This window comes from Paenibacillus sp. y28 (assembly GCF_037137075.1).
Taxonomy (GTDB): domain Bacteria; phylum Bacillota; class Bacilli; order Paenibacillales; family NBRC-103111; genus JBBBNV01.
Window position 1 is genome coordinate 75,285 of record NZ_JBBBNV010000013.1, and the last position, 15,301, is coordinate 90,585.

General features: G+C 53.9%; 11 protein-coding genes. 5 read left to right on the top strand and 6 right to left on the bottom strand.

Features of this window, described 5'->3' with window-relative positions; translation table 11 throughout:
* Nucleotides 1-36 precede the first annotated feature (36 nt).
* The 3 genes from WBG83_RS12450 to WBG83_RS12460 all read right to left on the bottom strand — a co-directional run bounded on the left by WBG83_RS12450 (nucleotide 37) and on the right by WBG83_RS12460 (nucleotide 5,861).
* A complete protein-coding gene (locus WBG83_RS12450; protein WP_336745378.1) occupies nucleotides 37-2,016 on the bottom strand; it encodes a hypothetical protein in 1,980 nt (659 codons plus the stop codon).
* A gap of 33 nt (nucleotides 2,017-2,049) precedes the next feature.
* Complete coding sequence (locus WBG83_RS12455) at nucleotides 2,050-3,561, bottom strand: extracellular solute-binding protein (protein WP_336745379.1); 1,512 nt, start codon at nucleotides 3,559-3,561, stop codon at nucleotides 2,050-2,052.
* A 149-nt stretch (nucleotides 3,562-3,710) separates the two neighbouring features.
* Nucleotides 3,711-5,861, bottom strand: a complete 2,151-nt coding sequence (locus tag WBG83_RS12460) for a helix-turn-helix domain-containing protein (protein WP_336745380.1) — start codon at nucleotides 5,859-5,861, stop codon at nucleotides 3,711-3,713.
* 350 nt (nucleotides 5,862-6,211) lie between these two features.
* Here WBG83_RS12460 and WBG83_RS12465 point away from each other — a divergent pair, with 350 nt between their 5' ends.
* From WBG83_RS12465 to WBG83_RS12480, 4 genes are all read left to right on the top strand, one after another.
* A complete protein-coding gene (locus WBG83_RS12465; RefSeq protein WP_336745381.1) occupies nucleotides 6,212-7,174 on the top strand; it encodes an ABC transporter permease in 963 nt (320 codons plus the stop codon).
* Nucleotides 7,175-7,201: 27 nt separating this feature from the next.
* Entirely contained in the window at nucleotides 7,202-8,065 is an 864-nt protein-coding gene (locus WBG83_RS12470; RefSeq protein ID WP_336745382.1) for a carbohydrate ABC transporter permease, read from the top strand.
* Between the two features lie 279 nt (nucleotides 8,066-8,344).
* A complete protein-coding gene (locus tag WBG83_RS12475; protein ID WP_336745383.1) occupies nucleotides 8,345-8,752 on the top strand; it encodes an SET domain-containing protein in 408 nt (135 codons plus the stop codon).
* 319 nt (nucleotides 8,753-9,071) lie between these two features.
* Nucleotides 9,072-10,001 (top strand): cation diffusion facilitator family transporter, encoded by a 930-nt coding sequence (locus WBG83_RS12480; RefSeq protein ID WP_336745384.1) that lies wholly within the window; start codon nucleotides 9,072-9,074, stop codon nucleotides 9,999-10,001.
* Nucleotides 10,002-10,240: 239 nt separating this feature from the next.
* Here WBG83_RS12480 and WBG83_RS12485 read toward each other — a convergent pair whose 3' ends face one another.
* Nucleotides 10,241-10,849 (bottom strand): trimeric intracellular cation channel family protein, encoded by a 609-nt coding sequence (locus tag WBG83_RS12485; protein WP_336745385.1) that lies wholly within the window; start codon nucleotides 10,847-10,849, stop codon nucleotides 10,241-10,243.
* A gap of 428 nt (nucleotides 10,850-11,277) precedes the next feature.
* On the opposite strand from WBG83_RS12485, the gene WBG83_RS12490 reads away from it, so the two are divergent.
* Nucleotides 11,278-11,625: a DM13 domain-containing protein gene (locus WBG83_RS12490; protein WP_336745386.1), complete on the top strand. Its 348-nt coding sequence runs from the start codon at nucleotides 11,278-11,280 to the stop codon at nucleotides 11,623-11,625.
* A gap of 335 nt (nucleotides 11,626-11,960) precedes the next feature.
* On the opposite strand, the gene WBG83_RS12495 is transcribed toward WBG83_RS12490, so the two are convergent.
* A complete protein-coding gene (locus WBG83_RS12495) occupies nucleotides 11,961-12,803 on the bottom strand; it encodes a glycosyltransferase family 2 protein (protein WP_336745387.1) in 843 nt (280 codons plus the stop codon).
* Nucleotides 12,804-13,126: 323 nt separating this feature from the next.
* On the bottom strand, nucleotides 13,127-15,166 hold the full coding sequence (locus WBG83_RS12500; protein WP_336745437.1) for a pectate lyase family protein: 2,040 nt from the start codon (nucleotides 15,164-15,166) through the stop codon (nucleotides 13,127-13,129).
* Between the last annotated feature and the right edge of the window lie 135 nt (nucleotides 15,167-15,301).

Here is a 15,301-nt window from a genome sequence, read left to right on the forward strand (position 1 = left end):
CGTCGGCCCGCTGTTCGGCTTGTGTATGCAGATAAGCTACTTCCTCGGATAGTTAAACTCTCCGCGATAATTCGATGAATTGTAATGCGGGTACTTATCCGGCACCGTTACAGGGCCGGCCACAGAATGGTCGGGGCTGTAAATGTACATCCGCTGCGTATCCCACAGCAAAATGTTATCCACGCCGTCCCCGGTTACATCCAGCACCTCCGCGCACAGGTCCGGATGTCCGTCCTGCGGGAAGAGCACCACGCGCCGTCCGTGACCATCAACGAGGCCGCCATGCTGCGTATTGCCGTTAAGCAGCACCAGGTCCCTTCCGTCCCCCGTCCAGTTAACCGGCGTAATGACGTTGCCGTTGCATGTCGGCTCGAACTGATGCAGCAGCTTACCCGCGCCATCGAAGAAATAGACGATGCCCTGCTCGCCCCAGAACGTGCTGACGCACAGCTCCAGTCCAGGCAAATCCGGACGGTAGTTGCCGACGCTGACGCGCTGGGCATGGCCAATCATGTGCTTATGCAGGATGCGCCCCTGCAAATCGGCAATCATAAAGCCTTCGTTGCCGGAAGCGATGGCAATTTGCGGCTCCAGGCCCTCCGGATCCCAGCTGCCGATAAGGATTTCATCGGTATGATCGGTCGGAACCGGAAGTGTCCACAGAAGCTTGCCGTCATGGTCCACCAAATGGTATCCGATAAACATCTCATCCCTGCCGTCGCCGTCCACATCGGTCGTGTACGGGAAATGACCGGTGATGCCTTCATGGAACGACCACAGCGGCTGCAGCTCATTGTTGTATACCCATACCCGGCTGTAGCGGTCTTTAATTAGAATGTCGGTGGGCTGTGCGCTGCCGGAGAAGTTGGCGATACGAATCGAGTCCACGTTAATCCGGTCAAACGCATATTGATTATAGGGCAGGCTGTACAGCGGCCCCGGCGATTCCGAGGTGAACGGAGTCCGGATCGAGTTCTTTACCTGACCTGTCCGGCCGTCGAGGATCATCAGCTCGAAGTTGCGGGCCACGACCACCTCGTCAAACCCGTCGCCGTCGATGTCGCACACCTGGAAAGGCAAATCCGCCGACAGCAGCGCATGATCAAGCAGCGTACTCGGCTCGCCAAGCTGCCACAGCACTTCCCCTTCCAGCGTAATAGCCGTCAGGCAGCTGATGTGAGCATAAGCATCCTTGTGTCCCCGTTTCTGGTGCTGTGCCAGCACCAGCTGCAGCTCATCCGTTCCCGTCAGATGGCCGAAGCGGATCTGGCGCGCCGTACCGAAGTTCTTGAAGTCGATTACCTTCCACAAGCGGGGCTGCGGATACTCGCTGCGCAGCTGGGCCAGATTCAAGCTGGAGCTGACCGCCTGCTCCTGCCACGCCCGGTGCTGTTCATCGGTCATCGTCACCTGGATGTCGGTGTACTGGGCAGGCATGCGAGAGGACAGCCCGATTTTGCCATATGCATACGAATCGTCCTGGGCCTGCAGCAGCTCGGCACCATCCACGAAAGCCCGCAGCGTGGAGCCGGAGCAGGACACGCGCAGCCGGTAGTAGCTGTCACAATCATACGACAGGCTTGCCGATGCCAGTGTAAGGATCTGGTCCTGATCCCGTTTCAGAAGAACGAGGCTTCCGCCCTCAAAGCCAAGGAAGTAATACCGGCGGCCATGCTGGTAACGGAATACAATGCCGGTATTGGAATGCGTGGATAGCGGACGGACCGTTGCCTCATAGGTATAATCCCGCCAAGTATCTTCCCCTTTTACCAAGAGCGGCCAGTGTGGTGTAATTGCGGCCTGGGGGCGTGTCTGCTCCATGAACTTCTTGCCCCGGTCCTCGGTCACAATCCAGGTTGGTCCCAGCCATCCGAAATAGACGACCGGGTCGTACCAGCCCCCGAGGTTGCCCTCAGTCGGGTAGTAATGGTATTCGCCAAGCGCGGAATGCTTCGGATCGTAAGGAAACGGTCCAATGGAGAATTGTGTAAATTGGTCGTGAAGAAGTGTAAGCATGAGCAGGTAGCTCCCTTCCTGGGTTAAGCAGAGTTATTTCAGCTTATTGCCTTCCTTCTGATACCACTCGGTCCACTGTTGAATCGCCTTGTCGCCGCCGGAGGAGCGATAGCGCTTCACGAAATCATCCCAGCTCGCATCCACCTTCTGGTTGCCCAAGACCGTTTTGGCCCGGTATTCCTGGGTAAGCTTGTTCAAATTGTAAGCGGCCAGCTCCGGATTGTAAGGCAGTGAGGCCGCGAGCTTATCCAATGTACCGATTTTGGCAGCCAGCGTGAGATTGTCGATGACATTCTGGGTATACTCGGTTGCCATGTACTGCTTCACCGGCTCGCTCAGGTGTCCGTGCTTCACCAATGAGAACGCCCAGTGCAGCGACGCGCGCTCTTCCGCCGTCTTCTCATATTTGCCGTTGACGACATTATAATGCTTGCCTTCGATACCAAGGAAATTAAACTTCGTGCCTTCCTCCGAAAGCCCCCAGTCCAGGAATTTCAGCAGATCCTCCACCTGCTTCGTTTCCTTCGGAATGGCGATATAATGCCGGTTCGTGGAGCTATACGTAAACACGGACGGCGATCCGTCCTGATGCAGCGGCAAATCGATGGCGATATACGAATCCATGACCCCCGGCGCAAACTCCTTCCCGCTGGCGAAATGCCAGAACCCGTTGAACACGCCATACTTGCCGGTATTAATTTTTTGCCGGAAGATGGTGCCTGTCGTAGTCGGCCATTCCGGGTCGAGAATTTTTTCGGAGACGAGCTTGCTCATAAAGCTCAGATAATTTTTGTATTCCTCCGTCATCTCCGGCGGAAGCAGCTCGTTGTTTCTGAACTTGTACGATTCAGCGTCAAAAGCCGCCTGGAACATCCGGCCCCCGTAGGACAAATCGTTCAGGCCAATCAAGCCGAAGGTATCGTTCTTGCCGTTGCGATCCGGGTCCTGCTCCGTGAACGCTTTCATCACCTGGTAAAACTCATCGATCGTGCGGGGAACCTTCAGCCCCAGCGTATCCAGCCATTTCTTATTAATATATACAACCTGATTGAAGCCGTCGTGCCGGTTGTAAGGCACCGCCCATATTTTGCCCTCCTGGGTAATCGGGAGCCAGGCTTCCTTCGGCATCACATTTTTCAAATTCGGATACTTGTCCAGATAGGGAGCCAGGTCGGTCAGAAGCCCGTCACTCGCAAACTGCAGCAGCTTGCTTTTATCCTTGTCGCTTACAGCAAACGCGGCGGGATATTCTCCCGAAGCCATCAAAATATTCAGCTTGTCCAAATACCCGGCTGACCCCGGCGACTCCAGCTCGACCCGGACCCCGGTTTTATCCTGCAAATACGTGATGTATTCGTTGTCCGTCAGTGACATTCCCTTCGTATCCACATTGTAATCAAATAATACTTTAAACACCGGCGGCTTCTTCTCTGTTTCGGCCGTACTGGGCGCTTTCTCACTTCCGCCGGCGCAGCCGCTCGCTGCAATAACGGCAGCTGTCATCAAGGCGGTGAGCGAAAGCTTTGTTTTCTTTTTTTGAACCATGTAGACACCCTCCCCTATGAAACGTCTGGTTTCCATTCATTGGAATCAGGAATGGATAATTCCTATTTTAGTCCCTCTGTACCAAATCGCAATGAATAAATGTTTGGACTATGTACAGTTTTTTAGATAGAAGGGTGTATATTTCTTGTTTACATTTTTTCAGATCGTCTCCGGGTCCGAAACTCATTCGGGGGGACCTGATGCACCTTCTTAAACTGCCGGATAAAGGTATGAACCGTATCGTAGCCGCACTGCTCGGCAATCTGCATGATGGTCAAGCGTTCATTTTCCAGCAGCTTCACCGCCTTTTGAATCCGCAGCTTGCTAATGTACTCGACAAATCCGATGCCAATCTGATTTTTGATGACAACACTTAAATAGGAAGGACTCATCGATAATTTGCCGGCCAGTATATTCAGGGAAATTGGCTGATCATAATGCTTGTCAATGTAATCCATAATCAGAGCGGCCGTGGAGCTGGTTTCCTCCGGCTTCGACTGCATGACACCGATAATGATCGCGCAAACCTTCAGAACATACGCCTTCTTCTCCTCCAGAAATTCATAGCTGTATAACGAGATGAACACATCTTCCTCCGTATACTGGGCCAGATCGATCCGCTGTTCGATGACAAATTTCATAATCACGGACATGATGTTGGCGAACAAAGCGTGAATCCAGTCCAGCGTAAACTGCCCGCTTGCGGTAAGCTCCCCCAGAATCGTCTCCAGACGAGCTTCAATCAGATCCAGCCGGCCCTCCTTCAAATAGTGAGCGATGTCCTCCAGGCCGGGGGAAAGCTGATGCTGCGGGGCGGACGCATTGGAAAAGGAAAGCTGCTCGTAATGGATGACCGCGTGCTTGCCGTAAATCGACTTGTAATCGACAGCCCGCATCGCATGGGAATAGCACAAATGCACCTGGGCCAGCTCCGTGCAGAGCTCGCTGACTCCGACGCAGACCGTCAGCCCGGAGTTGTCCTTAATGTCGTCCTGAATATAGCGGATCGTCTCCGACAGCTTCCGCTGCGGCGCATCGCCCGGCTCGTCATAACAGATCAGCACCGTTACTTTCTCCGGCTGTGTCGTCATCATATAAGCATTAAACTGCAGCGCAAAGGTCCATTTAATCGAGTTAAATATAATTTTGTTCATAAAAAATCGTTCATTGCTCGTCTTGGTCAGCAGATAGTTATAGTAGTCATCGAGCTGAAAAACAATGACCTGGTAGCCGCTGCCGGTCAGATTCATCCCGTATTCCGCCGCCTTCTCCTCCAAATCGGCCGGAACCTGCTTCCCGTTCAGCAAATCCGTCATAAGCCCTTTGCGGAAATCATCCAGATTCCGCTGGATTTTGACATCCTTCAGCTTGTCCTGTTCCCGGCGGATGTAGCGGAAATACCAGGTCAGCAATGCCGCCAGCGCCAGACACACAACAACAAGCACATATTTGTAGGTGCTTTTCTCCGCCTGCCCCTGCATCAGCTCACTCTCCGGCATAATCGTCAGCAGCTTCCAGCCGCCGGTATCCGACACGGACGAAAGGATCAGGAAGCCCTTGTAAAATAATGCCGACTGCTTCGCCCCCCAAATATAATCCGCATGCTGCTCATAAAATTGCCGGACGGTCTCATTGGTGCTCAGCAGCACCTGGTTATCCGCGTCCAGCCAAATCAAGTAGGGGCTGCCTTCCATGATGGTCTTCGCCATATACGCTTCATGAATATTAATCGCGACGGTGCCCCAGCGGTTTTTGGCCGGAATGCCGGCCGACATGGAAATAATCCGGGCATTTCCCATCTCCTGCCCCAGCGGCAGCCAGTGCCATTGCTGCGGGGAATCCCCGGTTTTCTCCGCCTGCTCAAATACGCGCTTATGGCTGAACTGGGGCAAATCGGACAGCATAAACCTTGTGGACAGCACCATATTGTTCTGCTTGTTATGCAGATACAGCGAAGCGATTCCGGAATGACTGTTGATATAGTCGATAAATGTCGTTTGAATCTGGCTGAGGCGGTACATCTCCGAGGCAAGCTCACTCGGGTGATTCAGCCATTCCAGCACATTTTTATTTAGCAAAATCTGCCTGTAAAGCGCTTGCAATTGATTGGTAAACAGAACAATGGAGGAATACGCCTTTTCGTGGTTTTTCTGAAAATAATACGTCCGTTCCATGCGGTATTGCGAGCGTACACTGCGATCATACATGAAGACCGTTGCTACCGAGGTAATCAAAAACAGCAGCGACAGCAGCAGGACCAAGCGATCCTTCAGATGATGTATAGCCCAATTCGGTTTCAATTTTGCAGCCCCTTTTGTTTAAATCTGTCTCTAACTCCATTATAACACAGCATTGGGTTGCCTCTTGTCGAATCCTGTATAAAAATGAAGCTTCCCCGGTAGAGCATCCGCCAAAATCCGCGCCGCACAGGGCTGCCTGCAGCGCCGTAAAAACTGTTCATGCCGCGATCCAAAAAAATGTACATTCCCCAATAAAGTAAACATAGGCTGCGGCGTTCTCCTGCCCCTATAATAAGGCCAAGCCTGGAAGGGAATCGGCCTGAAGCCGGGACAACGGACTCATGCCCGTACCGGCCCCATGCAGCGGATCATTCGCCGCACTTCCGAAAGCCAAGGGGGAGAAGAAGATCATGAAAGCGCCCATGTCTGTCCACACACAAGCTGCCGCGGCCAAAAAAGCGCATCCGCTGTCTGCATTCTGGCATGCACTGCGGAAGTACAAAGCCTTGTATCTGCTGATGCTGCCAGGGTTCATCTGGTACTTCATTTACAAATACTTGCCGATGTACGGACTCATTATCGCTTTCAAAAATTTCAACTTTGCCAAAGGCATTTGGGGCAGCCCCTGGGTCGGCCTGAAGCATTTCGAGTTTTTGTTCTCCTACCCGGATTTTTACCGGATTGTGATGAATACGCTGCTGATGAATGTGTACGAGCTGCTGTTTTCGTTTCCGGCTCCCATTATACTGGCCCTGCTGCTCAACGAAATAAAAAGCATGCTGTTCAAACGATCCATCCAAACGATCGTCTATTTTCCGCATTTTTTGTCCTGGGTCGTTTTCGGCGGTATCGTCCTTCAGCTGCTCTCCCCGAACGACGGCATCGTCAATCAGATCCGTATGGCCTTGGGCCTGGACCCGATCCACTTCATGGTGATGTCAGACTACTTCCGTCCCATCGTCATTATCTCGCTTATCATCAAGGAAAGCGGCTGGGGAGCGATCATTTATTTGGCTGCACTGTCCAGCATCGACCCGGAGCAGTACGAGGCCGCGACTATCGACGGGGCGACACGCTGGCAGAAGCTGATCTATGTCACGCTGCCGGGCATCCGCAACACGATTATTTTGCTGCTTATTCTCAAAATCGGAACGATGCTCGACTACGGCTTCGAGCAAATTTATGTGATGTACAATCCTTCGGTGTATGATGTGGGCGATGTGCTGAGCACCTATATTTACCGGATCGGGCTGCAGGACGCCAGGTTCAGTCTCACTACAGCGATCGGCCTGTTCCAGTCCGTCATCGGCTTCGTGCTGATCTGGAGCGCGAACCGGCTGGCCCGCCGTTACAGCGATAACGCCCTATGGTAGCCCACAGCAGAAAGGAGAGCGTAAACGATGCTTAGAGCTTTTTCCCCCGGCAATGCAGTGATTGGCACAGTGCTTCTTTTGTTTGCGGTCATTACGTTTATGCCGTTCTATTATGTCATTCTGACCTCCGTCAGCGACCCGGATCTAATCAAGGAAGGCGAGCTGCTGCTGTGGCCCAAGGGCTTCGATTTGACCGCCTACCAAATTATTCTCGACAACAACCGGTTCCTGACCGCCTTCGTCAATACCGTGCACCGGACACTTCTGGGGACCGCGCTGAATCTGGCGCTGCAGCTCAGCTTCGCCTACGTTCTGTCCAAGCGCTATCTGCCCGGGCAAAAGCTGTTCATGCTGTATATTATTATCACCATGCTGTTTAATGGCGGGATTATTCCCACGTATCTTATCGTCAAAGGCACCGGCTTAATCGATACGATTTGGGCGCTGGTAATCCCTTCGGCCATCAGCACCTGGAACGTAATTTTGCTGAAATCATTTTTCGAGAACGTGCCGTCCAGCATGGAGGAATCCGCCAAAATTGACGGTGCGGGCGATTTGACGATTTTTTACCGGATTTATTTGCCCTTATCGACGGCCTCTATCGCCACCATCGGATTGTTCATTGCGGTGCATCACTGGAATACGTACATGGATGCCGTCGTTTATATTCATTCACCGAAGCTGCACGTGCTGCAGATTTTCCTGCGCGATATGGTGGTGCAGCTGGAGATGGCGGCGGTGCTCGGGGATATGGGCGTGCTGAATGAAACCTCCAGCTTGTCTGTTCGAACCGCTTCAATCTTCCTGGTCGCCCTGCCGGTCATTCTCGTCTATCCGTTCATTCAAAAATACTTCGTCAAAGGCGTCATGCTCGGCGCCGTGAAGGGGTAACCTAAACAGCCTGCAATTCCCGATCACGGACGGGAGCCGCAGGCTTGATTTTCTTTTTCGGCAAAGCATGGAACCTGGCTGGCGGCAGGACAGGTGCTGCGAGTCGCGAGAGCCTCCCGGCTCCCTGACTCCCGGCCCGTATTGTACGGTCGTATGACGGCGGAAAACAGCTGCACTTGTCACGCACTTGTACTCTGTATATTGCTGTTAACTCCATAATCGGTTATAATAACTCGATCAAGGTGCTTTATTAGACTAAAGAACGCGCAGGTGACAAGCATGATCGAGATCAAAACTTCCGAAATTAGCAAAGGGGAGTTCAATCGGGGAGTATTTGCAACACGGGATATTTCAAAAGGCGAGCTCATCCATGAAGCTCCCGTTATCCCGTATCCGAATGAAGAGCATCCATTTATTGAACAGACGCTTCTGTCGGACTATGTATTTGAGTATGGCGTGAACCACACGGCCATCCTGCTGGGCTATGGCAGCCTGTTTAACCATTCCTATCAGCCTAATGCAACCTACGACATCAGCTTCGACAAGCACACGGTCGACTTCTATGCGTATACCGACATTAAAGCCGGCGACGAGATTTTTATTAACTATAACGGGGACGTCGACTGTGAGGACCCGCTGTGGTTTCTTGAAGATGAACAGGATGAGAAAAAACCAGACAACCGCTAGATAGGGAGACTAACGGAGGGTCTGGTTTTGTTTTTGCAGCAATCGGCCAGAAGCGGCTGGAAGCATCCTTTGCGGATTGGAATACAATAACAGGATGTTACATTGATGCGTGCAGTCTGCTTCGAAATCAGTTGAAAATCAGCCTGAACCCGGAGCATACCCGGATTCCGGCGGCAGCAACAAAAGACGCCTTCCGCTGCTGGCTGCCGCTTCTTTCGGGTACATGTCCTCATTTGATGGTGCCGCAGGCTTTCAAATACCACCGTTCGGGGCATACTGGTGAGTGGAGTCAACCTGGAAAAGAAAGGGGAGCCATCGTGTGGTACAGCACAAGTCACCAACCCTCCTTGCCATCTGGATTAGCCTCATCAGCAACTTGATCCTGACCGCCGCCAAAATCGGAATTGGTCTTGTTTTCCATAGCCAGGTGCTGCTCGCAGACGGAATTCATAACGCCGGGGATGTCATCGCCAGCTTCGCCGCATTGAGCTCTTCGATGGTATCCAAGAAGCCGGCGGATGAGGATCATCCGTACGGTCACGGCAAAGCGGAGGTCGTGGCTTCCGGCATTGTGGCCGTGATTTTGGCGCTGGCGGCGCTGCTCATGGTGTACAAGTCGATTGAAGCGCTGTTTATGCCCGCTGTTGAAGCCAGCTTCATCGCACTGGCCGCCGCTCTCCTCTCGCTCCTCTGGAAGCAGGGCCTGTATGTGTACTGTATCCGCCTCGGCAAGCAGCATAAAAGCAAAAGCCTCATCGCCACCGCCTATGATCATCTGGCCGATGTATATGCTTCCATTGCCGCAGTCATCGGCATCGGCGCCGCCTTGCTTGGCGACCGGTTCGACCTGCCGTTCGCCGCCTACGGCGATCCAGCGGCAGGAATTATCGTTTCGTACTTTGTGATGAAGCTCGCCTACCAGATGGGACGGGAAGCAGTCGGCATCCTTATGGAGAAAAATGCTTCTCCCGAAATGATCGCACGGCTGGAGCATATTGTACGCGCGCATCCCGACGTGAAGCGCATCGACCGCATCCGGGCCCGTGAGCTCGGTCATTATCTCATGGTCGATGTGCGGGTAAGCCTCCCGCATCAGTTGACCATTCAGGAGGGCCACGATGCCAGCCGCCAAATCAAAACCGCCATTCAGCAGGAGGTCGAGGACGTAGCAGAGGTGCTCGTTCATTTAAATCCTTGGCATGCCGAGGATACGCAACCGCAAAGCCGCACAGAACCGGGGAACAGCTGACGGAAATTCGAAACGGCTCCAAAAAAAGGACCTCATCCCACCTGGAAGTGGTGTAGAGGTCCTTTTGCTTGCGGATTTGAGTTTTAAAACATACAGCTTCATGTGTAAGGCACTTCTGTGTAGCGTAATCACCTTAAACAAAAGCTTCCCCCGTGTTCACCTTCCTGCTCTGCAGGCGTACGCCCGCCTGGAGATAACACGGCGCAGACGCGCCCGGCATCCCTCGCCTTGAAGCACAGCTAGCTGCCCGGCTTCAAGGAACGGTATGGCAGCCGCCATCCGAAGTAAATCGAGCACATCCTTAGCGCCACAATGATCATAACGAGCACCGACATGCTCATGGCATCCTTCGGCCAGCCGTAGTGCACGATAACAGCAGCCAGCATCGCCCAGACCGCATAGATCTCCCGGCGCAGCACAAGCGGCTTGCGCCCGGCCAGCACATCACGGATAATGCCCCCGCCGATTCCTGTCATAACTGCCGCTACTATCACCGCGCTAATCGGACGCCCCATCTCGGAGGCATACAGCGCTCCTTGAATGGCGAACGCCGCCAAACCGATGGCGTCAAAAAACACCTCGCACGACTTCCAGCGGCTTATCCACTTATGCGGCAGCAGGAACAGAAACAAAATCCACACCAGCGCCACCTTGAAATACGTCCCCTGCTCCCATAAGGTCACAACAGGAATTCCAATCAGCAAATTACGTACCACTCCACCGCCAAACGCCGTTACAAAGCCGAGGACAAGCACCCCCAGCAAATCATACTCCTCCTCCATCGCCACAATCGCGCCGCTCGCCGCAAACGCAATCGTGCCGATAAAGCTCAAGACCTCCCACTGCATTCGTGTCGCTCACCCTTCTGCCAGATTTCTCAAGCGAATATATCACGAAACCCGCTCAGCGGCAATAACCGTTTTCATGCCTGTTTAACATGGCTCCGGCGCCTGCCCGGGTTCCTGGAAATAGAAGGCGCTTATGCATACTTTTCCATTCGCTTCGGCATCTTACTCCTATCCGGGTACTGCGGCCACCATAAAAAGCCCGTTCTGCAAAAACGGGATGAACCAAAGGAGGATCATGATGAAACGCTGGAGGATGCTATGGTACACCGCCGCTCCTGCTGCTGATCGGGGTATGGCTAACCGCCCCGCTTGCCAGGCACGCACGCGATCCGCTGCTGCCGGAGGACCCAAGAAACATTAAAGTTCGCCAGCCCTCGCCCGAAGCATCAGGCCTGCTCAAGTCCCGCCGTCTGGACGATGAGCACCGGATGATGGAGATAACAGTAAATCGTCTGCTGTATACAGCTTCTTTCATGGACGGCGACCGGCACCACCGGACCAGCGGAACCGCGCGCACCTTAGCCTCTAACGGTATCCGTTACCTCCGCTTCGAGCATTTCGCCACAACCCGCGGTCCGGCACTGTATGTATATTTAACTAAGCCCGGAGCCGGGCCGGACTCCGGCATTGCTTTGGGGAGATTGAAGGGGATACAGGGCGATCAAAATTATAAGCTGCCCGCAGGCTTGGACTTAAACGTAAACCGGGAAATCGTTATTTTTTGCAAAACGTTTCATATCGTCTATGGGCGCGCCCTGTTACAGCCGGAACCATAGGCTCCCGTTCAGCAACAGGGCTGAAGCTTACCCGGCGGAGTGACACCAATCAGCGCTCACACCGCGCCTGCGCCGGAAGCGTGGAGCACATGGCCCACTTGGTCAGGGACGTCCTGCGCCCGCAGATGTCACACCGCGCACAGCTCCCGGCACACGGTGCTTCGCTGCAGGACGGCGGCCGGTGGAACTCGCCGTCCATTTGCTAACGTGAACACGGTTTACCCTGTTTCTTGCCGAGCGTCACTCCCGGACGACAGCCATCACCGCTTCCATTGATCATGCTATCGGTGAAAAGGCGCTTAAAGCAAGCATGTCCTCCGCCTGGATATAACGGCTTACGCGTCGTTCTGTGCATAACGGCTTACGATCGGCTGACCGTCCCACAGCACACGCGTCTCCGCCTGACGGGACTGTACGTACGGCTCCTCCAGCAGGACAAAAAAATTGGCGGTCGGCAGCTCTCCGAGACCGTGCTTGGCGCACAGCTTGTCCAGGTGCGGCCGCATCCACGAATGCTGCTGCGATTCGTTCGCACCGGCCTGGGGCGCTGCATCGCCCATCACAAACGCATATAGCGCGCTCGCCGCCGCCACCCGCTTCACCCGGTAACGGTCCGCCACGCGCAGAATCCAGTCCCAATCCCAATAAGCATACATTTCCGTGTCCAGCAGACCCATCTCATCGTGTATCGATTTGCGGTACAGGCATCCGGTGGAAATGAACGTATTGAATTTCACCATGAGCTCCATATCGAAGCGGTAAGCGAAGATTTTGCGCGCGGTCGGCACCCGCGTCCGTCCTTCTACCCGGTAATCGAAAATTTCCGCATCCGAATATACAAAATCGCACGCCTGCAGCTCCGCCGCCATCCGCTCCATATGATCGGGCAAAATCATATCGTCATCATCCAAAAACATGATGTACTCCCCGGAAGCGTGCGTGATCCCGCGGTTGCGGGCATGGACATGCTTCCTATTCCGCTCTTGATTCAGCACCGTAATGGTTAAGTCGCCATATAATTCACGCACGAAATCAACGGATTGTCCGGCATCATTCACCACAATGGCCTCGAAATTCCGGTACGTTTGCCGCGCCAGCGATTCCAGCGCCTCGCACAACGCCGCTGGGCGGTTATAGGTCGGGATAATAACGGATATTTTCCCTGTGCTATCCTTCAATTTGCATTCCCCTCCCCTAATGTAATCACCGTCTGTTACAGCCTTTCATTTCTTATTGTAGCAAAAAATAACGCCGGCAAGCCAAATTCGAATCGCCTGCGTCCCGAACCGTCGGGGAGAGCTTCTTTACATTCAACTTGAAAATTCAATGGAAATGGAGCAAAAGCTTTATTATCCACGAAAAAACGGGCGCAGCGCTTCCGTCCAGAAAGACGTGAAGCGCTGCGCCCGTTGGGCGTGCCAAGCGGCCGCTGCCGACCGCCCGTAAGCATCGCCGACTCGCACACCGAAGCAAGAAAGCGGCGTGTGCGCGGCTTTTGAAATTAATAGCTCGTTTTCAGCCAGTTATCCTTGCTCCAGTTCAGGGTTCCCGCGCCCGCGCCGTTTGAGGCGGTCAGCCGCGCCTTCAGCCCGGACGGGTCATCTGCCGTGTAGCTGTAAGGCAGTGTAGTAAAGCCATTCCAGGAGAAGGCGATAACCGATGCCGGTACAGGGGCCAGCGGACTGCCCGATGTATCGCTGCTTCCGCGGAAGGAGGAGCCGTCCAGCGAGTACATCGTGTCGAACGCCCGGATTTTGCCCGTATAGCTGGCATTGCTTGCATTCGCCTGATTGTTGCGGAGCGGATAGTATACATCAATCAAATCGGACTTCTCCAGCAGCACGGCGCCGCCCTCAGTGGAGATTGCCCCGTTGCTCGTAATATCAAAATGATAACCCTTGGATGAAATTGCGGAGGCCATCGCGGTTGTAATTTTTTTCTTGGCCGCCCACGCGCCTGCACTATCCATGACAATATTATACACGTGCGCATTGCCGCCCCTCAGGCGAGGAAGCCGATCCTGAATGTTGTAGTAGTAGTTATGGTGCAGCGTCACCTCCAGGTCCGCATTATCGGAGGCAAACTCCGTGGCCCCGACCAAGTGGCCTTTTTTCTGGGCGCCGGCAATCGCAATAATGTCCGCCTTGCTCAGTCCAACGGCGCTGCTGCGCAGGTAAGCGTACATCGGGTAAGCCGACAGATCGGCCTCCATTGCATTGATCTGCTGGGTAACCCAGCTATTGGAGCTGCCGTCGTCCCCTTTGAAGGTGGACCAGGAAATCGTCACGCCCGTGGTGCCTTTCTTGGAATCGACCAGCCCGTCATACGCTTTGCCGAAGGTGCAGTGATCAATCCAAACCTTGTTGCTTTGCTCCAGGGTGATGTAATCCCAGTCGTTTTTGTCATAGTCGCCCTTGGTCGATTCATCCCACTCCCACAGCTCATCGAACTTCAGATTGCGGATAATGATGTTGCTGCTCCGCTTGAAGGTAAACGCCGCATGCTTAATGGTCGAGCCGTTGGCTGAGAAAATCGTCAAGCCGTCGAAGCCGTCGATCGTAATTTTACTTACTCCCGTCGTCTTGAGCACCGGGTGCGTAAGCGCCGCATTATGAGCGGCAAACGGCGATACCTGGGCCGCGGCCGGAATCTCGTTCCAGCCCAGATTCAAGTCATTCATAATTTCAATGACTTTGATCCCTGAGCCTTTTTTGAGCGCGAGACCGAGCTCGGTTGCGTTGTACACCTTTTTATACAGCGTAGTGTTCGTTTCAGACACAATTCCCCCGCCGGTGTTGCCATAGGCAAAGCCAGCCAAATTGTACTCGGCCAAAGAACCGGACGGCGTGCTGGTCGGTGTTGCCGTTGGTGTTGCCGTTGGTGTTGCCGTTGGTGTTGCCGTTGGCGTTGCCGTTGGTGTTGCCGTTGGCGTGGCGGTCGGTGTTGGTGTTGGCGTCGCAGCGGCTGTGTCCGACACGACAATATCGTCGAATTTGGCCACCGTTTTGAATGCAATCAGCCCCACTGCGCCGGAGCTCAGGCTGTTGTCGGTCGCCGTCAGCTCCAGATTGCCGTTGACATACATGTTAATTGTCGAACCGGACAGCTCCAGCTTCACCGTATACCAGGTGCCCGCGGCTAATCCAACGTTCGTTTTGCTTGCCAGCGTCGTCGTCGAGCCGCCTACTTTCTTGCGGATTTCCAGCGTCCCGCCACTGCTGTTATAGAGCGAGGCGGCGTAGAAGTTATTGCCGTCCTGGTATCTCCCCGCCACATAAGCCCGGTTCGAGCCGTTCCAGTCGTCAACCTTGACCTTGGCCTCGACACTGTAGTTCGTCCACGATTGGCTGCCGGCGGAAGTGCGCCCTTCACTTGTTCCGGACTGATAATACACATAGGAGCCGCTGTCCTGAACGACAGACCACGTGCCGCTTGTTGCAGTCCAGCCGTCGGCATTGCCATCATTGAAATCATCATTTAACAAAGTCGCCGCGCTGGCCGTGCTCCAAACCATGGCGATACACATCATGACAGCCAGCATGGTAAACCATACGGCCGTTCTTCCTGCTTTCCAGCGTTTCATCGATTTCCCTCCCGGTTATTGTGTTATTCATTCATTGTGGATTGAACACATACTTATCGCATCAAAGTCGATTCTTGCCCGCATCCCTCCTCC